Annotated in this window: 17 protein-coding genes; 16 read left to right on the top strand and 1 reads right to left on the bottom strand. The window is 58.1% G+C overall.

The genetic code is table 11. The annotated features are described in order from the left end of the window. The first annotated feature begins 41 nt into the window (after nt 1-41). From HGHM_RS12780 to HGHM_RS21275, 13 genes are all read left to right on the top strand, one after another. Complete coding sequence (locus HGHM_RS12780) at nt 42-194, top strand: rubredoxin (RefSeq protein ID WP_019141929.1); 153 nt, start codon at nt 42-44, stop codon at nt 192-194. Nucleotides 195-342: 148 nt separating this feature from the next. Beyond that, a complete protein-coding gene (locus tag HGHM_RS12775) occupies nt 343-744 on the top strand; it encodes a response regulator (protein ID WP_026075978.1) in 402 nt (133 codons plus the stop codon). Between the two features lie 21 nt (nt 745-765). Then, on the top strand, nt 766-1,131 hold the full coding sequence (locus HGHM_RS12770) for a response regulator transcription factor (RefSeq protein ID WP_019141927.1): 366 nt from the start codon (nt 766-768) through the stop codon (nt 1,129-1,131). 9 nt (nt 1,132-1,140) lie between these two features. Then, nucleotides 1,141-1,704: a chemotaxis protein CheW gene (locus HGHM_RS12765; protein WP_019141926.1), complete on the top strand. Its 564-nt coding sequence runs from the start codon at nt 1,141-1,143 to the stop codon at nt 1,702-1,704. A 57-nt stretch (nt 1,705-1,761) separates the two neighbouring features. Further along, the gene (locus tag HGHM_RS12760) at nt 1,762-4,023 is read left to right on the top strand and encodes a methyl-accepting chemotaxis protein (protein ID WP_019141925.1); all 2,262 of its coding nucleotides are present in this window, start codon (nt 1,762-1,764) and stop codon (nt 4,021-4,023) included. Nucleotides 4,024-4,124: 101 nt separating this feature from the next. Beyond that, the gene (locus HGHM_RS22845) at nt 4,125-5,873 is read left to right on the top strand and encodes an Hpt domain-containing protein (RefSeq protein ID WP_019141924.1); all 1,749 of its coding nucleotides are present in this window, start codon (nt 4,125-4,127) and stop codon (nt 5,871-5,873) included. A 173-nt stretch (nt 5,874-6,046) separates the two neighbouring features. After that, nucleotides 6,047-10,075 carry an Hpt domain-containing protein gene (locus tag HGHM_RS21280; RefSeq protein ID WP_019141923.1) on the top strand — a complete coding sequence of 1,343 codons (4,029 nt, stop codon included), beginning with the start codon at nt 6,047-6,049 and terminating at the stop codon, nt 10,073-10,075. Between the two features lie 250 nt (nt 10,076-10,325). Beyond that, nucleotides 10,326-10,913 carry a YqgE/AlgH family protein gene (locus HGHM_RS12745; RefSeq protein ID WP_019141922.1) on the top strand — a complete coding sequence of 196 codons (588 nt, stop codon included), beginning with the start codon at nt 10,326-10,328 and terminating at the stop codon, nt 10,911-10,913. Between the two features lie 25 nt (nt 10,914-10,938). Continuing rightward, nucleotides 10,939-11,328 carry a Holliday junction resolvase RuvX gene (gene ruvX / locus HGHM_RS12740; protein ID WP_019141921.1) on the top strand — a complete coding sequence of 130 codons (390 nt, stop codon included), beginning with the start codon at nt 10,939-10,941 and terminating at the stop codon, nt 11,326-11,328. Further along, a complete protein-coding gene (gene pyrR, locus HGHM_RS12735; RefSeq protein ID WP_019141920.1) occupies nt 11,315-11,821 on the top strand; it encodes a bifunctional pyr operon transcriptional regulator/uracil phosphoribosyltransferase PyrR in 507 nt (168 codons plus the stop codon). Before ruvX ends, pyrR begins: the two co-directional genes overlap by 14 nt. Next, complete coding sequence (locus HGHM_RS12730; protein ID WP_019141919.1) at nt 11,814-12,773, top strand: aspartate carbamoyltransferase catalytic subunit; 960 nt, start codon at nt 11,814-11,816, stop codon at nt 12,771-12,773. The genes pyrR and HGHM_RS12730 overlap by 8 nt, the downstream gene beginning before the upstream one ends. A 4-nt stretch (nt 12,774-12,777) precedes the next feature. Further along, nucleotides 12,778-14,073, top strand: coding sequence for a dihydroorotase (locus tag HGHM_RS12725; RefSeq protein ID WP_019141918.1), 1,296 nt, complete (start codon nt 12,778-12,780; stop codon nt 14,071-14,073). Next, nucleotides 14,070-14,840, top strand: coding sequence for a lysophospholipid acyltransferase family protein (locus HGHM_RS21275; RefSeq protein WP_019141917.1), 771 nt, complete (start codon nt 14,070-14,072; stop codon nt 14,838-14,840). Before HGHM_RS12725 ends, HGHM_RS21275 begins: the two co-directional genes overlap by 4 nt. Nucleotides 14,841-14,898: 58 nt before the next feature. On the opposite strand, the gene HGHM_RS12715 is transcribed toward HGHM_RS21275, so the two are convergent. Further along, the gene (locus HGHM_RS12715; RefSeq protein ID WP_019141916.1) at nt 14,899-15,720 is read right to left on the bottom strand and encodes a symmetrical bis(5'-nucleosyl)-tetraphosphatase; all 822 of its coding nucleotides are present in this window, start codon (nt 15,718-15,720) and stop codon (nt 14,899-14,901) included. Nucleotides 15,721-15,846: 126 nt separating this feature from the next. Between HGHM_RS12715 and HGHM_RS12710 the strand changes: the two genes are divergently transcribed. The 3 genes from HGHM_RS12710 to HGHM_RS12700 all read left to right on the top strand — a co-directional run bounded on the left by HGHM_RS12710 (nt 15,847) and on the right by HGHM_RS12700 (nt 19,478). After that, a complete protein-coding gene (locus HGHM_RS12710; protein WP_019141915.1) occupies nt 15,847-17,253 on the top strand; it encodes a mannose-1-phosphate guanylyltransferase/mannose-6-phosphate isomerase in 1,407 nt (468 codons plus the stop codon). Nucleotides 17,254-17,318: 65 nt separating this feature from the next. Beyond that, nucleotides 17,319-18,422 carry a GDP-mannose 4,6-dehydratase gene (gene gmd, locus HGHM_RS12705; RefSeq protein ID WP_019141914.1) on the top strand — a complete coding sequence of 368 codons (1,104 nt, stop codon included), beginning with the start codon at nt 17,319-17,321 and terminating at the stop codon, nt 18,420-18,422. A gap of 333 nt (nt 18,423-18,755) precedes the next feature. Next, nucleotides 18,756-19,478, top strand: coding sequence for a class I SAM-dependent methyltransferase (locus tag HGHM_RS12700; protein WP_019141913.1), 723 nt, complete (start codon nt 18,756-18,758; stop codon nt 19,476-19,478). The last annotated feature ends 224 nt before the right edge of the window (nt 19,479-19,702 follow it).

Genomic DNA, 19,702 nt, shown 5'->3' with positions numbered 1-19,702 from the left:
TGAGTAACAACGAAACACCAAAGGAAGAGTTTAAGACCTGGATGTGCCTGATTTGTGGATGGGTCTACGATGAAGCGGCTGGGTTGCCCGAAGAAGGCATCGCGCCGGGGACGCGCTGGGCCGATGTGCCGATGAATTGGACTTGCCCTGAATGCGGCGCACGCAAGGAAGATTTCGAAATGGTGGCGATCTGAACTGTCGCGATCTCGTTGGTTGCAATTCCGTTAATTTCGCATAAAAACCACGATAATCGCCGGCTTCCAGTAAAGGGTTGTTCTAAAGCATCTTGCTTTTTGTTACAGTTCAACCGTATATTGCTTGGAAGCTCAGCGAGAATACGTTATGACAACATCACCAGAAAACGCTGGTATCAAGATCATGGTGATTGACGACAGCAGCACGATTCGTCGATCCGCAGAAATTTTTCTGGGTCAGGCTGGGTATCAGATCGTCCTTGCAGATGATGGATTTGATGCTCTTGCCAAGATGAATGACCATAATCCAGCGCTGATTTTTTGCGACATCCTGATGCCGCGCCTCGATGGTTATCAGACCTGCGCGCTTATTAAAAAGAGCGCGAAATTTCATTCGACGCCCGTCATCATGCTTTCCTCGAAGGACGGCCTGTTCGACAGGGCGCGCGGCGCAATGGTTGGTTCCGATGCATATCTCACCAAGCCATTCACCAAGGATAGTCTGCTCAAGACCGTGCGTGAGCATACCGCTCAAGTACTTTCCAAATAATTTTTGATGTAAAGGTTTGCCATGGCAATACAAAAAATTCTGGTAGTGGATGATTCTCCAACCGAGCGTTACTTCCTGACTGACATTCTTGTCAAGAATGGATTCTCCGTGTCCACAGCTGAAAACGGCGAAGAGGCACTGGTCAAGGTGAAGGCGGACAAGCCACAACTCATATTGATGGATGTGGTGATGCCGGGTCAGAATGGGTTCCAGATTACGCGGGCTATTTCCCGCGATCCGGAAACCCAGGATGTGCCGATTATTATTTGCACCAGCAAGGGCCAGGAAACCGACCGTATCTGGGGAATGCGTCAAGGCGCTCGCGACTATATCGTGAAGCCAGTTGATCCCCAGGAGTTGCTGTCGAAAATCGCTGCGCTCGGATAAAGTCTGGTCATGAGCCAGCTTGAATCGGATATCGGCTTAAGAGCGCCTGACGGGAGCGGGCGCCGCACTCGCTTGCGCGAATTTCAGGCGCAACTGGTCGAGCGCATGCAGGCCGTCCGCGCCGGTTCGCAGGACCATGTCAGCCAGCTCGGTGTAATGATCGGCCAAGCACGCTGGCTGCTGAATCTTCAGGAGGCGGGCGAAATCATCTCCGTTGGCGCCATAACCAAGGTGCCTTTGACAAAAGACTGGTTTCTCGGGCTTACCAATATCCGCGGGAACTTGATCAGTGTGATCGATTTCGCCCGGTTTCAAGGCCTGGCACCTACTCCGGTGGATAAGGAAAGCCGGATCATCGCCTTCTCCCCCGCCTTGTCTTTCAACAGTGCTTTGTTGGTCACTCGAGTAATGGGGCTGCGGAATATCAGCGAGATGCAGCTTCAGGATCTCGGAAGTGAGCCTGCCTCGTCCTGGTCCCCTCGGCGATATCTTGATCGAGATTCTCAGGTCTGGACGGAACTTAATCTTTCTTTGATTGTGCAAGACCCGCAATTTTTGCACGTTGGTTTATGAGCCGCCAGGACGCATGAGCCGGTCAAACAACAGTAATTAGAATTAGGAGATTCAGTAATGGCGTTCAAACTACCGTTCTTTGCCAAGGGCAATAAGGGGGGGCTTGCCGGAGAAGCGGGTCTTGCGCCTGATGTCGTGCCCGACACAGCTTCCGGCGTGGCTTCCTCGGGTGAGCCGGATAACAGCCTGAACGCAACCTTCATCGGCGGTGCGCTGGAAAAAACGGGCGATATCCGCTTGCCATTGATCGGTCGTTTGTCATTGCAGAAGCAGGTGCGCCTCCTGCTGACCGTGATGGCAGGTTCCCTGTTGCTTGCGGCAGGTGCGGTGTGGCTTAACTCTAACCATTCCACGCTGTCTTCCACCCAAACACAGATCGCCGGTAATGCGCTGATGCACTCCCAGCGTATCGGTAAAGCAGCGCCGAACGCGATTCAGGGTAACCCCGAGGCATTCAAGCAGCTGGAAGAAAGCCGCAAGGACTTCAATTTCGCCTTGAACGTTCTTACGAAAGGCGGTCAATATCAGGGCCGTGACATTGCTCCGCCAACGCCTCAAATGGCAGCAATGCTGAAGGATACCCAGAAGGTGTGGGCGAACTCCGACAAGGCAGCCGACACCATCCTCAAGCTGAAAAAGGAATTGACGGGTTTTGGCACGACGCTGCAGAACCTGAATGCGCTGTCTCCCATTCTGCTTGAGCTGACTGAGCAGATTTCAACGCTGAAGATGCAGAGCGGCGCATCCGCACGCGAATTGTCGGCTGCAGGTCAGCTCGTGATGCTGACCCAGCGTCTTGGTCGCAGTGCAAACGAGTTTCTGACCACCGAAGGCGTGAACCCCGAAACGGCGTTCTTGCTGGGTAAAGACACCAACACCTTCCGTGACATCGTCGAGGGCTTCCTGAACGGCAGTGAAGTGCTGCGCTTGACGGCGACCACCGATGCAGACACCCGTGAAAGGCTGACTGAGCTGCATAAAGTGTTTGCGGACTATCAGAAGCACGTCGGCTCGATTCTTGGCAACCTGCAAAACTTCATCGCTGCGAAACAATCCGAACAACTGATCTTTGCGGAAAATGAAGCGCTGAAACAGCATCTGACTTCGTTGCAGCAGGCATATCGTTCGCAGGAAGACTCGCTGCACTGGTCCTTTTACCTGATGTGGGCTTGCGCTCTGGTCGCGTTGATCACGGCGGTTGGCATTGCGCTGGTGCTGCTGCAGGACAGCCGCAACCGCACCCGGGAAGCGGACTTGCGGCGCCAGCAGGCTGACGAGCAGCGTCTCCTCGCTATTCAGAAAGAGGAAGAGGCGAAGCGCGCGAACGACCAGAACCAGGCCGCAATTCTGCGCCTGATGAACGAATTGCAGGAAGTCGCGGACGGCGACTTGACCGTTGAAGCTACGGTTTCGGAAGACATCACGGGCGCGATCGCCGACTCGGTGAACTACACCATCGAAGAATTGCGTGGCCTGGTCGGTCGCGTTACCAGCACTGCAGAACAAGTTACGTCCGCATCCAACCAAGCCCAAAACATCGCAACGGAACTGCTGGTCGCGTCCCAGAAGCAGTCGCGCGAAATTCAGGAAACTGGCCAGGCGGTACTGCAAATGGCCACCCAGATTACTGACGTCTCCCGGTCTGCAAGTGAATCGGCCGAGGTTGCACGTCAGTCGGTGAGTGCAGCGGAGCAGGGTTACAAGGCTGTGGAAGACGCGATCAAGGGCATGAACGAGATTCGCGAGCACATCCAGGAAACCTCGAAGCGAATCAAGCGCCTCGGTGAATCTTCCCAGGAGATTGGCGAAATCACCGAACTGATTTCTGACATTACCGAGCAGACCAACGTGCTGGCATTGAATGCGGCCATTCAGGCAGCTTCCGCCGGGGAAGCAGGCCGCGGATTCTCGGTGGTTGCAGAAGAGGTGCAGCGACTGGCGGAACGCTCCGCCGAGGCAACCAAGCAGATCGGTGCACTGGTGCGTACGATTCAGACCGATACGCACGACGCCGTCGCGGCGATGGAAAAATCTACCCAGGGTGTGGTGGAAGGTGCCAAGCTGTCTGATGCGGCCGGTGCAGCACTGTCCGAGATCCAGCGAGTGTCTAATCGTCTTGCAGAGCTGATCCAAAGCATTTCGTCCGCTACGGAACAACAGGCGACGTCAGCCAACGGCGTAGCGAAAAATATCCAAAGCATTCTGACGGTGACCGAGCAGACGCAAGAAGGTACTCAACAAACGGCGCACTCGATTCGCGAACTGTCGAAATTGGCTGAAGAGCTCAAGAACTCGGTATCCCGTTTCCGCGTTGCTTGATACGACAAACTGCTGGCATGCATAGGCAGTGCAGCCCCTTAGTGATGCGTGATGGCGGACCTTTGTTCCGGTTCGCCTCCCTTTGAACCCGCGAGGCAGCCATGACCACCCCTTCTTCCACCTTTCCGCAAGGTGTTCGGGATAATTTCGACGCCGGACCGCTGTCCTGGGTGATGGGCGAAGTCCGAGAGGCACTGAACCTTTCGAAAAATGCTCTGAATGAAGCTCTTGCACAGGACGCCGAGACGCGAGTGACCGCGTTGCGTCACGCCAAGAATTATTTGCACCAAGCCCACGGGGCCTTGCAAGTCGTCGATATCGACGGCGTTGCCATTATTACCGAGACTGTTGAGGATTTGCTGGACCGGGTGGATGCCAGCCAAGTCGAGCTCACCCAGGATCTGGTGCAGACCATTGGCGCGGGATGTCAGGCTCTGGTTGAGTATCTGGAAGAGCTGTTGTCCGGTATGCCGCACCAGCCAGTACGCCTGTTCCCCTATTATCGTGCCTTGCTGGAAGCGCGAGGCGCTGAACGCATTCATCCTGCGGATCTGTTTTTCCCGAATCTTACGATTCGCACACCGACTTCTTCCCAGGACGCTGGCGCTCCGCTTCAATCGAGCGACTTGACTGCTTTGCGGCAGCGTTTCGAGAGGGCACTCCTGCCATTCTTGAAAAGCACTGACCGCAAGGCCGAGCTGGCCAGTGCCGCCGTCATGCGGGATATCGTCGGGCAAATCGAGAATTCACAGCAAAATCCTCAGGCGCGCGGCTTCTGGTGGGTGATGCATGGTTTTGCCGATGTCGTGGCAGAAGGGCAGATCCACAACGAGGTTTACGTCAAGCAGCTGTTTGCCCGCATTAATCTTCAGATCAGGCGCTTGAGCCAGGGCTCCAGCAGCATTGCCGAACGTCTCTTGCGTGACGCGCTTTTCTTTATTGCACGTGCCAAGAACCCTTCCGAGCGTGCCGGGCAAATCCGCATGGCGTATGAACTCGATGGTGCCGTACCGGCTGACTACGAAAAGAAGCGCTATGGCCAGATCGATGTTGACGCGCTTGCCATCGCCAAGGAACGGCTGTCGCAGGCGAAGAACTTGTGGAACCGGATTGCAGGTGGAGATGCCAGCGCTGCGGGATCGTTTCAGCATGAAATGCATGGCCTGACCGAGGCTGGATCCAGGCTCGGATCGCAGCCCCTGGCAAAGCTCCTGCGCGAAATCAACGGCATTGCCCGGCATGCAGCCCATGCTCAGCCTGGCGATGCACTCAGCCTCGAGATGGCCACGGGCCTTTTGTTCATCGAAAATTCTCTGAACGATATCAGCCGTTTGTCCGAGGATTTCGCAGAGCGTGCTGACGCGATGACGGCGCGTCTGCTGTCCGTCGTTGCAGGCCAGCAGCCGGCAGAATCGGCGCCATGGCTTGATGATATGTCGCGTGCCGCTCAGGAGCGGCAGACCATGGCGGCGCTGGCAGGCGAAATGCAGTCCAATCTGCGCCAGGTTGAAAAAATGCTCGACGAATATTTCAGGGATCCCTCTCAGCGGGAACCCCTGTCGCATCTTGACGATGTACTGCGCCAAGTCGAGGGGGCGCTCGCCATCCTGGACCAGGAAGATGCCAGGCGTACGGTCCAGCATACGCGTGCCGCTGTCCACGGCTTTGCTGAAGCAAATGAAGTCACTCCGGATCAGGAGGCATTCCAGAAGGTAGCGCAGAACGTCGGCGCCTTGAGTTTTTTCCTTGAAACGCTGCAATTCCATCCGGAAGGAGCAAAGCATCGCTTCTCCTTCGATGCCAAAGAAGGCCTGTTCCGCGCCAACCTCCTGGAAAAAAAAATCCGCTAGAAGCGGAACAGCTGCAATCTAGACAAGCGCCGACAGCGCCTGCAAGCGCCAGTTCCGGCGCAGTTGGCGCCGGACTTCCTCAGCTTGGAACGGTCGAAGACGAGCTCGCATATTTTCAGAAACAGTCCGCCGACCTCGCGATTTCCCTGACAGCGGAACCGGATAATCCGCAGTTGCAGGAGCAGCTCAAGGAGTCACTGCACAAGGTTCGGCTGGATGCCGCCCTGGTTGACGACGCCGAGGTCAAGGCCCGTGCCCAGGCCGGGATCGACATCCTCGAGAGTGCCGGTTTCACTCCTTCCCAGGACACCCTTGCCCCTATCATCAGCGCAAGCATGCCAGCTCAGCCTGCGCCGGCTCAGGCCTCGCCTTCGGCCACCCCTGAAAGCGATGATGCGATTGATGCCGAACTGCTCGAGATTTTCCTGTCTGAAGCGGAAGAAGTGCTCGATTGCGTCGACAAGACTTTGCCCGAATCCCGTAGCCAGCCACACAACCAGGAACATCTGACCACTCTGCGACGCTCATTCCATACGCTCAAGGGAAGTGGGCGGATGGTTGGCCTCGTGGCTTTTGGCGAAGCGGCATGGGGCATCGAGCAGGTCTTGAATGTCAGGCTGGCCGATGCCCGTCCTGGTGATTCCCATCTTTATGCCCTGCTGGAGAAAGCGGCCGAATTGCTGAGCGCATGGGTGGCGGACTTGAAAACCCAGGGCAGGTCCGACCGTACTCCGGATGCGCTTGTGCGCGCCGCTGAACGGGTGAAGGCAGGTGAGCCGTTCGTGTTCGACGAAGTGTCTGCAGAACTCGGTCTTTCGATGGAAGATGCGCAGGATACTGTCGACGAATCAGCGGCGCCGGCTTTCTCCGAGATCGCACTAGTAACAGATACCGACGCGCCAAAACCCGAGGCAGCACAGCAGTTCATGCAAGAGGCTGACCTGACTTTTGCGCCGGAGACGATCTCCGAAGCGGAAGCCGAACTTCCCCTCGCTCTCCCGGAGGCGGAGGAAGTCTCGTTGTCCGATGCCGATATGGCCATGTTCAATCAGGCCGGCAGCGATACGCCAGCTAGCGATACAGAGCCCCAGCCTGTCGCGCCGGTCGAAGCTGCAAGGCCAACAGCTCCCCTCGTGGCGGAAGTCATCGAGTTTCCGACCATGGTCATGCCTGAGACCAAGTCGAACGACAATGTAAGGCGGATCGGCGACCTGGAGATCAGCCTCCCGCTTTACAATATCTTCCTGTCCGAGACCGACGAACTCGTGCGCTTGCTTGCGCGTGATATTGCTGAATGGCGCCACGAACCGGAACGCCATGTCAACATCCAGGCAGTCCATGCAGCACATTCGCTGGCGGGAAGCTCCGCCACCGTCGGTTTCAAGATCCTGCACGAACTGGCACATGCGCTTGAAATGGTCCTCCAATTCCTGGCGCGCAAACCCGTACTCCTGACCGCGCATGAGTTCGACTTGCTGGATCAGAGCGCGGAACGCCTGAAACTGATGCTGCAGGAGTTCGCCTCAGGCGAAATGCCGGAGCATCAGCCGGAGCATGCACTGCATCTGGTTCGGGTGTTGCAAGACCTGGACGCGCGATCGATGCGCCAGGCATCCTCCCCAAGCAAAGACCTGCCGGTTACCTTGAAGCCGGTCATGGAAACTCGCCGCCCCGCAGAACCCAAGCCGCACCTGGCAGTTGAACCGAAGTCCGAAACGGGAGCCTCAACTCAATTGGTAAGCCCGGCATCCGCCGATGCTGTCATGGGCGAAAATGCCACCCGAACCGAGCCGGCAGTCGTGCTCAAGGATGAACTGGATGCCGACTTGCTCCCGGTATTTCTCGAGGAGGGCCGGGACATGCTGCCCGAGATGGGGCAGGTGCTGCGGGCATGGCAGGGGCAACTCGGCGATGCGGCTGCACCGCAATCGCTGCTGCGTACGCTTCACACCCTGAAAGGCAGCGCCCGCATGGCCGGCGCGATGACCCTGGGGCAGCATCTGCACGAGATGGAAACGCGTATCGAGAGCCTGATGCGCCTTGGCACGCCCTCCGCTCAGGCAGTCGAAGATCTCGTCGCGCGTTACGACCACGCATTGTATCTGTACGAGCTGCTGCAAAATCCGCATGCCAGCCGGGAAACGCCAAAGGCGAGCCCCGTTGAGCAGGCATTGCCCATGGACGCGCAAGAAGTGCCGGAGACCAGAGAGGTCATCACGGTGCAGGAGCCGTCACTGGCGGCCTCCCAGTCACTGGCTGTGAATCCGGCGGCCACCGTACCGGCCCGTCCGGCAGCGTCTGCGGTTGTAACCGCGGCCAATGCGCCGCTCATTCGTGTTCGCGCCGACATCCTCGACCGTCTGGTGAACCAGGCTGGTGAAGTCTCGATTTCCCGATCCCGGCTCGAAACCGATGTCGGATCGCTGCGGCAGTCGCTGCTGGAGCTGACCGAAAACGTCAACCGGTTGCGCGGCCAGCTCCGCGAGATCGAGATGCAGGCGGAAACGCAGATTACCTCGCGCATGACGCAGACATCCGACCGCGAATTCGACCCGCTGGAGTTCGACCGGTTCACGCGCCTGCAGGAACTGACCCGGATGATGGCCGAGAGCGTCAACGACGTGAACTCGGTTCAGCAGAACCTCAGCCGTACCCTCGACGGTGCGGCCGGAGGCCTGTCTTCCCAGGCGCGGCTGACCCGTGAATTGCAGCAGGACCTGATGCGGGTGCGCATGGTGCAGTTTGCCAGCGTGTCGGAGCGTCTGTTCCGTGTGGCGCGGCAGGCTGCAAAAGAAGTCGACAAGCGGGTGAACCTGGACATTCGCGGCAACTCGGTTGAAATCGACCGCGGCGTGCTGGAAAAGATGACGGGCCCGTTCGAGCATCTGCTGCGCAATGCGATCGTGCACGGCATCGAATCGCGCGAAGCGCGACGTGCAGCAGGCAAGAGCGAAGTCGGCGAATTGCTGGTCGAAATCCGCCAGGAGGGCAATGAAGTCGTCATCCAGTTCTCCGACGACGGCCAGGGCCTGAACATCGCGCGTATTCGCGACAAGGCCAAGCGTGTCGGCCTGCTGACGAATGACGGCGACATGAGCGACGAAGATGTGAAGGACCTGATCTTCCATCCGGGCTTCTCGACGGCGGAGCAGGTTACCGAGCTGGCAGGACGCGGTGTCGGCATGGACGTTGTTCGTTCGGAAGCAATCGCGCTTGGCGGTCGCGTGGTGGCCCGCTCGGAGCCGGGCAAGGGTGCACAATTCACGATCACGCTGCCCCTGACGCTCGCCGTGACCCAGGTCGTATTGCTGTCCTCCGGAGGCAAGACTTATGCGGTACCGTCGGTGCTGGTCGAGCAGGTGCAGCAGCTGAAGGTGAATGCGCTGACTGCTGCCTACAACGACGGCGTCGTCGTATTCCAGGGGCAGCGCGTGCCGATGCATTACCTGGCAGCACTCCTCGGAGATACTGCGGCTTCCCCCATGTCGCAGATGTATTCGCCCTTGATGATTCTAAGAAGCGGCAGCGAACGGGTCGCGCTCCATGTGGACGAAATCATCGGCAACCGGGAAGTTGTAGTCAAGAACATCGGGCCGCAACTGGCGCGGATGATTGGCATTGCCGGCGCTACGGTGCTTGGCTCGGGCGACATCGTGCTGATTCTGAATCCGGTGCCACTCGCTCAGCGTGCTGCCCAGGACAATGTGCGTGCACCGCGCCTCATTCCATCCGATGCCCCGGCGAACATGGGTGCAGTTGCGCAAATGTCTGTCTCTTCGCCTTCCACGCCGGTATCGGAACCAGTGCAGGGCTTGCGCACCCAAAACATCGTCATGGTGGTGGATGACTCGCTGACGGTGCGTCGCGTAACCCAGCGTCTCCTGTCGCGCGAAGGCTACCAGGTGGTACTGGCCAAGGACGGTGTGGATGCCCTTGAACAGCTGCAATCCGTAACGCCAGGCGTAATGCTGGTCGATATCGAAATGCCGCGCATGGATGGCTTCGACTTGACGCGCAACGTACGCAGTGACGAGCGCACGCGGCATATTCCGATCATCATGATCACATCGCGTACTGCGGAAAAGCACCGCAATTACGCGATGGAGCTGGGTGTGAACGAGTATCTGGGCAAGCCATACCGGGAAGACGAACTGCTGAAATTCATCAGCGAATTCGTCAACAGGGAAGCACAGGCTATTTGAATTGCGTCTACCGCCCCACAAAAAACCCGCATCAATCATGCGGGTTTTTTTGTGGGCGGCCTGTCCCGCTCCGTGACGCTTGCGAAGCCCACTCGCAGCCGAAGGCATCGATGGACGGGCATGAAACGAACCGGGCGACCCGGCAAAAATGCTAAAATCCGCATTACGACAAACAATTCCGGTTCGGGTCATTTGCAGTTGTTTCCCGCCTGAATCCGCACTCTCCCAGGAAATATCCTATTTTTCCGCAATGTCCAAGGTCGTGGCCTCCGAACTCAAGCTTGCCAACCATTTTCTGATCGCAATGCCATCCATGCTGGATCCGGTATTTGGCGGCACAGTGATCTATTTGTGTGAGCACAATGCAGATGGTGCGCTCGGCGTGATCATCAACAAACCAACAGACATGAGCATGGATGAATTGTTTGAGCGCGTCGACCTGAAGCTTGAAATTTCACCCAGCCAACTCCTTTCGACGACGCATCCGGTGATGTTCGGCGGTCCGGTGCAGGTCGAGCGCGGCTTTGTCCTGCACAGCCCCCACGGCCCGTATTCCTCCATGATGAAGGTGACCGATGACATCGCACTGACCACGTCCAAGGATGTGCTGGAAGCGGTGGCGCACGGTGATGGCCCCCGCCGCATGCTGGTCAGTCTCGGCTGCTCAGGCTGGGGGGCAGGGCAGCTGGAAGATGAGATTGCCCGGAATGGCTGGCTGACTGTGCCCGCCGATCCCGCCATCATTTTCGATTTGCCCGCGCAGGAACGTTTTGCCGCTGCCATGAATCTGCTCGGCATCAATCCCTGGGCCTTGTCCGGCCAGGTCGGACGCGCTTGATGGCGAGGAAAAGGCAGCCTGACTAGTGGAAACCGTGCTGGGATTCGACTTTGGCCTGAAGCGCATCGGCGTCGCAATCGGCAATACCCTGCTGCGGCAGGCGCAACCGCTTACCGTCATCACGGCCGCGACCAATGACGCAAAATTTTCCGAGATCGCCGCACTGATGCGGGAATGGCAACCAGCACGCTGCGTGGTCGGATTGCCGCTTCATCCGGACGGCGCAGAACATGAAATGACGGTGCGCTGCCGGCGTTTCGCCAATCAATTGCACGGACGTTACGGTGTCGATACCGTCCTTGTGGACGAGCGGTATTCATCGGCGGTCATCGCGCAGCGGCGCGGCGAATTGATCGATGCCGAAGCCGCTGCAATCATTTTGCAACAATACTTCAACGAATATGGCAAATCCTAAATTCGATGCGGAGACACTCTACCAGTCGCTGGCGGAGCAAGTGAAGTCTGGTCTTGCCCATGACGAGAATGTGGCTATCGTTGGCATTTACTCCGGCGGTGCATGGCTTGCCGAAAGGCTGGCGGCTGAATTGCAACTCACCGACCGGCTCGGCTTCATCGATGTGTCCTTCTACCGCGATGACTACGCGGAAAAGGGCTTGCATGCGGAAGTCAAGCCGACCCAGATCCCGTTCGAAGTAGAAGGCGCCACCATCCTGCTGGTAGATGATGTTTTGTACACCGGGCGCACCACCCGCGCGGCGATCAACGAGCTCTTCGACTACGGCCGCCCAGCGAAGATCCTGCTGGCAGCGCTGGTCGACCGCGGCGGGCGCGAACTGCCAATCGCCGCCAGTTTCGTTGCCGAGTCCACCACGCTTTCCGACAACCAGCAACTCGTATTGCAACGCGCCGAAGATGGCCGATTCTCCCTGACTGTAACCAATGCTTAACCCGCAACTGAACAAGAACGGCGAGCTGCAGCACCTGCTCACCATCGAAGGCCTGCCGAAGGCGATCATCAACCATATTCTGGACACTGCTTCCTCCTTCGTCAGCATCGGCGACCGCGAAGTGAAGAAAGTGCCGCTGATGCGTGGCAAGAGTGTGTTCAACCTGTTCTTTGAAAACTCGACGCGCACCCGCACGACTTTCGAGATCGCGTCCAAGCGCCTGTCAGCGGATGTGATCAACCTGAACATTTCCGCCTCGAGCACCAGCAAGGGCGAGTCGCTGCTCGACACCATCGACAACCTCGCCGCCATGCATGCGGACATGTTTGTGGTGCGGCATTCGCAATCCGGCGCGCCTTACCTGATCGCCAAGCACCTGATCGATACGAAACAGAGTCATGTGCACGTGGTGAATGCCGGTGACGGACGCCATGCGCATCCGACCCAGGGCTTGCTGGACATGTACACGATCCGGCACTACAAGAAGGATTTCACGAACCTGACGGTTGCCATCGTGGGCGACATCCTGCACAGCCGCGTGGCCCGCTCCGACATCCACGCCCTGACCACGCTGGGCGTGCCGGAAGTGCGCGCGATCGGGCCGCGCACCCTGCTGCCGGGCGGGCTGGAGCAGATGGGCGTGCGCGTCTTCACCGACATGAATGAAGGCCTGAAAGGCGTCGACGTAATCATCATGCTGCGCCTGCAGAACGAGCGCATGAGCGGCGCGCTCCTGCCGTCCGCGCAGGAATTCTTCAAGAGCTATGGTTTGACGCCTGAACGACTGGCTCTCGCCAAGCCGGATGCCATCGTGATGCACCCCGGACCGATGAACCGGGGCGTCGAGATCGACTCGGCAGTCGCCGACGGGTCGCAGGCAGTGATCCTGCCGCAGGTCACCTTCGGCATCGCGGTGCGCATGGCAGTGATGAGCATTTTGGCGGGAAATTGACACAATGAGACTTTATATCAGGAATGGCCATCTGATCGATCCGGCCAATGGCATCGATGGGCAAAAGGATTTGTATGTGGCCGACGGCAAGGTGGTCGGCGTGGGGGAGGCGCCGGCCGGGTTTGCCGCCGACAGGACGATCGACGCGAGCGGCTTGGTGGTCGCGCCCGGACTAGTGGATCTGAGCGTGCGCCTGCGCGAGCCCGGCTATGAGTACAAGGCCACGCTGGAATCGGAAATGCAGGCAGCGATGCAAGGCGGCGTCACCAGCCTCGTCTGCCCGCCGGACACGGATCCGGTGCTGGACGAGCCGGGCCTGGTGGAAATGCTGAAGTACCGTGCACGCGGCCTGAATCAGGCCCATGTCTATCCGCTCGGGGCACTGACCGTCGGCTTGAAGGGCCAGGCCCTCACCGAGATGGCAGAATTGACCGAAGCCGGCTGCGTCGGTTTTTCCCAGGCCGATTGCCCCATTCTCGATACCACGGTGCTGCTGCGTGCGATGCAGTACGCAAAGACTTTCGGCTATACCGTCTGGCTGCGCCCGCAGGATCCGCATCTGGGACGCAGCGGCATCGCTCACAGCGGCGCAGTCGCTTCGCGCCTCGGCCTGCCCGGCGTGCCGGTGATGGCCGAGACGATCGCACTGCATACCATCTTCGAATTGATGCGCACCACCGGCGCACGTGTTCATTTGTGCCGCATTTCCTCCGCCGCCGGCATAGAACTGGTGCGTGCTGCCAAGAAGGAAGGCTTGCCGGTCAGCTGCGACGTCGGCGCCCATCACGTCCACCTGACCGATACAGACATCGGCTTCTTCGATTCCAACGCACGCGTCAACCCGCCATTCCGCGCACAGCGCGACCGCGATGCGATCCGGCAGGGGCTGCTTGATGGGACAATTGACGTGATCTGTTCCGACCATACGCCGGTCGACGATGATGAAAAACTGCTGCCCTTTGGCGAGGCATCGCCGGGCGCGACCGGCCTCGAACTGCTGCTGTCGCTGGCGCTCAAATGGGCGGACGAATCGCTCGACAAGTCTGAGCGGCCGCTCTCGAGGGCAATTGCCAAGATCACCGCTGATGCCGCCCGCGTGGTAGGTCTGGATGCAGGTCAGCTGAGCGTAGGCAGCATTGCCGATATTTGCCTGTTCGATCCCGGAACACGCTGGACGGTTAGCGCCGCCGCGCTCGCCAGCCAAGGCAAGCACACGCCTTTCCTCGGTTACGAGTTGCCAGGGCAGGTCAGGGCAACGCTTGTTGCCGGCCATGTCGCCTTCGAGCGCAAGAACGCATGACGGCCTATCGACTGGCGCGCGTAGTGCTCCATCTCTTCGTCGGACTGGGCATCTGCGCGCTGGTCTTTCCGTGGACGGATCAGGCAGGTCGGCAGGCGCATATCCGGCGCTGGTCGATTCAGCTGCTCAAGCTTTGCGGGGTGCGGGTCGAACTGGTCGAGACCGAGGGCGTGCAGATCGCGCCGCGGGCGCTGACGGTGGCCAACCATATCTCCTGGCTCGACATTTTCGTCATCAATTCCCTGAACCCGTGCCGCTTCGTCGCGAAGTCGGATATCCGCGACTGGCCGCTGATCGGCTGGCTGTGCGAGAAGGTCGGCACCATCTTCATCTCCCGCGGCAAGCTGCGGGATGTGCGCAAAATCTACCAGGGGCTAGTCACCAGCCTGCATGCGGGCGAACATGTCGCCTTTTTCCCCGAAGGCACCACGGCGGCACAGGGAACGATTTTGCCTTTCCATGCCAACCTGTTTGAAGCGGCGATCGAAGCGCAGGTGCCGATCCAGCCCTATGCGCTGCGTTATGTCGATGACGAGGGAAAGTTTCATCCCGCGGCCGATTTCGTCGGGGCGATGACTTTCGTGCAGAGCATGCTGATGATTCTCAAGTCATCGGGGATGCAGGCACAATTGATGCCACTGCCGCCGATCGACACCGAGGGAGCTCCACACCGCCGGGATCTGGCGGAAGCCGCCAGAAAATCGATTACGGAAGCTCTGGGGTACGAGGAATATCAGGGCATAGCGTCAGAATCCGGAACGCGCTGACCAGGCACCTATACATCCTCCTCGCTTTCGCAGGATCCCGGGCGCAGTCGGCTGAGCCCTACATCGAGAACGGCTGCTGGTACTGCGGGCACTCCACCTGCATGACCCTGCGATCCTCCAGGCAGACCGCGCTCAGCTTGCCACCCCACAGGCAGCCGGTGTCCAGCGCGATCAGGTCCGGGCGCATCACCAGGCCCAGCGTCGACCAGTGGCCGATGACGACCGTCACATCTTCGGTGCGGCGTCCCGGGACATCGAACCACGGCATATAGCCCGGCAGCTCCGTTTCCGCGCCTTTCGACGCCATGTCCATCGTGCCGTCGTCACTGCAGAAGCGGATGCGCGTCAGGGCATTCACGATGCAGCGCAAGCGGTCCGGGCCCTGCAGATTGTCCTCCCATCTGGCCGGCGTATTGCCATACATTTTTCTCAGGAATTCCACCCAGTCCGGGCCGCGCAACGCGGTTTCGACTTCCTGCGCGAGCTCAAGCGTCTGCTGCGCCGTCCATTGCGGCACGACGCCGGCATGCACCAGCAGATATCCCTGTTCGAAGATCGCCAGCGGCTGGCGGCGCAGCCAGTCGAGCAGTTCATCGCGGTCCGGCGCCTGCAGAATGTCGTCCAGCGTATCGGTACGGTGGGGCTTGCGGATGCCGTGCGCGACTGCCAGCAGATGCAGGTCGTGATTGCCGAGCACGACTCGCGCGCGGCCGCCGAGGTCGCGGATCTGACGCAGCGTGGCCAGCGAGTGCGGCCCGCGGTTCACCAGGTCGCCGACGAAGATCAGCTTGGCATTAGGCGAAGCCTTATCGATTTCATGCAGCAATTCATTCAGGCTGTCCCGGCAGCCCTGTACGTCGCCGATGGCAAAAGTTGTCATGCGTAAATCTTTTGAGAAGTAAGAAGCGCGCCCTTTGTCACAACGCAATAAGGAGCGCGATGCCCTGGCCTATAAAGTGGGGATGTCATTCGGACAGCCAAAGCGCCAAGGACACGCACTTATATCATGTTAATTCCAATCATTCTTTCCGGCGGTGCAGGCACGCGCCTGTGGCCGGTATCGCGCGAGGCGCATCCCAAGCCTTTCATGCGCATCGGCGGCGGCAAAAGCCTGCTGACCCAGACCTATGAACGCGCTCAGTCGGTATCCCCGCAAGGCATGCCCCTGATCGTCACCAACCATGACTATTATCTCCGCTCGCGTGACGAACTGGCCCGGCAGGAAGTCAAGCCGCATTACCTGCTCGAGCCAAGCGGACGCAATACCGCGCCGGCGATCACCCTGGCTGCGCTCTGGGCAGCGCAGCAGGACAGCAATGCCTGCCTGCTGGTAATGCCCGCAGACCATCTGATTACGGATGTGGCGGCATTCCAGAAGGCCGCGCAGCACGCGGAAACCCTGGCCAAGGACGGCTTCCTGGTGCTGTTCGGCATCCGCCCGACAGCACCCGAGACCGGCTACGGCTATATCGAAATGGGCGCCCAAGTCAGCCAGCAGGCGAATGCAGTACAGCGTTTCGTCGAAAAGCCGGATGCCGCCACCGCCGCCAGGTATCTGGCACAGGGCAATTATGTCTGGAACAGCGGCATATTCTGCTTCAAGGCAGGCAGCATCCTGGATGCGCTGGCCACCTACAACCCGGCGCTGCTCGAATCCGCCCGTGCAGTCTGGGAAGCGGCCCAGACCCAGGGCGACAAGACCGAATTGCCGGCCGCCTTCGCCAAGCTCGAAAACATTTCCATCGACTACGCGGTGATGGAAAAGGCGAAGAACATCGCCGTCGTTCCGGGCGACTTCGGCTGGAGCGACATGGGCGCATGGAGCGCGGTAGCCGATGTGCTGCCGGCCGACGCGGATGGCAACAAGGCCAACAATTGCGAACCCATCCTGATCGACAGCCATAACACCTACATCGATTCCAAGGACCGGATCGTTGCCGCCATCGGCCTCGAGAACATTCTGATCGTCGACACGCCGGACGCCTTGCTCGTTGCCGACAAGTCCAGGAGCCAGGAAGTCAAGCAGGTCGTCAACCAGCTCAAGGCCAGCGGGCATGAAGCCCACAAGATCCACCGCACTGCCGTGCGCCCCTGGGGAACCTATACGGTGCTGGGCGAAGGGCAGGGCTTCAAGATCAAGCGGGTCGTGGTCAAGCCGGGGCAATCCCTGTCGCTGCAGATGCACCATCATCGCAGCGAGCACTGGGTCGTGGTCTTCGGCACCGCCAATATCACCATTGACGACAAGACCACCCTGATGACGCAGAACCAGTCGACCTACATTCCGATCGGTGCCAGGCATCGCCTGGAAAACCCCGGCATCACCGATCTCGTGCTGATCGAAGTGCAGTGCGGCAGCTACCTGGGTGAAGACGACATCGTCCGGTTTTCGGACAGCTATGGGCGAGTGTAAGCCAGCCGCCGCCGGCTGCCCGAGCGCCTTTCAAGAATCACACCACAGAAACAAGGAAGTTCAGAATGCTCATGAAATCAAAAGCCAACAAGGTCGCCCTCATCACTGGCGTCACTGGCCAGGACGGCGCGTATCTGGCCGAGTTGCTGCTGTCCAAGGGATACGAAGTGCACGGCATCAAGCGCCGCTCGTCGCTGTTCAACACCGACCGCATCGACCACCTGTACCAGGACCCGCATGAGCCGGATGTGCGCTTCAAGCTGCACCATGGCGACCTGACCGATTCCACCAGCCTGATCCGCATCATCCAGGCGGTGCAGCCGGATGAAATCTACAACCTCGCTGCCCAAAGCCATGTCGCCGTGTCGTTCGAAGAGCCGGAATACACGGCCAACTCCGACGCGCTCGGCGCCCTGCGCATCCTGGAAGCGATCCGCATCCTCGGGCTGGAAAAGAAAACCCGCTTTTACCAGGCTTCGACCTCGGAACTGTACGGCCTGGTGCAGGAAGTCCCGCAAAAGGAAACCACCCCGTTCTACCCGCGCAGCCCGTATGCGGTGGCCAAGCTGTACGCCTACTGGATCACCGTCAATTACCGCGAAGCCTATGGCATCTATGCCTGCAACGGCATCCTGTTCAACCATGAAAGCCCGATCCGCGGCGAAACCTTCGTCACCCGCAAGATCACCCGGGCGCTCGCCCGCATCAAGCTCGGCTTGCAGGATTGCCTGTACCTGGGCAACCTCGATGCCAAGCGCGACTGGGGCCATGCGCGCGACTATGTCGAAATGCAATGGCTGATGCTGCAGCAGGACCAGCCGGAAGACTTCGTCATTGCCACCGGCGTGCAATACAGCGTGCGCGACTTCGTCAATGCCGCGGCCAGGGAACTCGGCATCGCCATCACCTGGCAAGGCGCAGGCGTGGAGGAAAAGGGCTACAACGCCCACGGCAAATGCATCGTCGCCGTCGACCCGCGCTACTTCCGCCCCACGGAAGTGGAAACCCTGCTGGGCGATCCGTCCAAGGCCAAGATCAAGCTCGGCTGGACGCCCAAGACCACGTTCGACGAACTGGTGGCGGAAATGGTGCGCGAAGACCTCAAGTCAGCGGAGAGGGATGAGCTGGTGAAGAACAGTGGATATAGTGTATTCAATTATCACGAATAGAAAATATTCGACCCAGCTTTTAAAAAGGGAACTAAGAAAGAGCGCCAGAATAAGGCGCTCTTTCTTTTTTGGGAGGTCTTATACGCATCGTGAACGTGTCTTGCACCGGATTTTTTTCTGATGCGCCACTTTAAGGCATAGGTTTCTATTGGTACTGTATTTTCCCTGCTCTTTGCACGCTCTCTATCGCTTCACTTTATACATCAAACAGGAAAATTTTCTTGTCAGATGGCTGAAGAATACAATTGAGAAATTTCCTTCGAAGTTAAGCATTTGCTATTCATCTAAGAGATAGCCGAATCTAACCATGGTACCTAATGAAAGTTGCTGAGTATGTCATATGCTGAAATCACCTTCAAAGACAAAAATCCGGTCAAGCGGTGGCTGCAACGAAGAAGGCTAGTCTCCGCAGTCCAGGCAGTATCACGTTTCAAAGCCCCGGCTGTTGTTTGCGATTTTGGTGCGGGCAACGGAGAACTATGTAAGCTTCTTTCGAGGAAATATCCGAATGCCAGAATAATTTGCTATGAGCCTGTAAATGATTTGCTACTCCAGGCAAAGGAGAACCTATCTTCAATACCAAATGTTGAGTTTCATGCCAATCTCGGGTCCATTCAAAGGATGTCCGTTGATATTCTGTTTTGTCTTGAAGTCTTCGAACACCTTCCTTTGAAAGAAACTGAAGATGCTTTGCAACAGATTGACGATTGCTTGAAAGATCGTGGTTTAGCCGTATTCGGTGTGCCGATTGAAATTGGTTTGCCGGCACTCTATAAAGGATGTTTCCGAATGCTTCGGCGCTTTGGGGAGTATGACGCTAATCCAAAGAATGTTTTGTACTCATTGATCGGTATTCCTCTTCTGAATCGTCCTACGGCCGAAATTGCTCCAGGTTTTCAGTTTCACTTTCACCATACCGGCTTTGACTATCGTCGCCTAAAAAATCATCTTCGCAAACAGTTCGAACTGCTGTTTGTGCTGTGCAGCCCTTTTCCAGTGTTGGGCCGCTGGCTAAACCCCGAAATCTATTTCGTTACACAAAAAAAATATCGATGAATGAGCATTCGTAGAATTTGAGGTAATTCCTTCACTTTCTTTCCTGATATGGCAAGGTCTTCAAAGATTCAACGTTGATTTATTGTAAAAATATCTATTTGAATTTGGTATAGCCGCTGCGCCAGAGTAAAATTACGGACCGCAAAAAAGTCGGCTACGTGCCGGGAATTTTCAGGAATTGTTCAGATTTCTATGAAATTCGGCAAGCTTTCGCTAAGTAGCAT

It is taken from the genome of Noviherbaspirillum massiliense JC206, from assembly GCF_000312045.1.
In the GTDB taxonomy this organism is placed as follows: domain Bacteria; phylum Pseudomonadota; class Gammaproteobacteria; order Burkholderiales; family Burkholderiaceae_D; genus Noviherbaspirillum; species Noviherbaspirillum massiliense.
The sequence above is the reverse complement of the archived record's forward strand: the minus strand, read 5'-3'. Positions and strand labels throughout refer to the sequence as shown.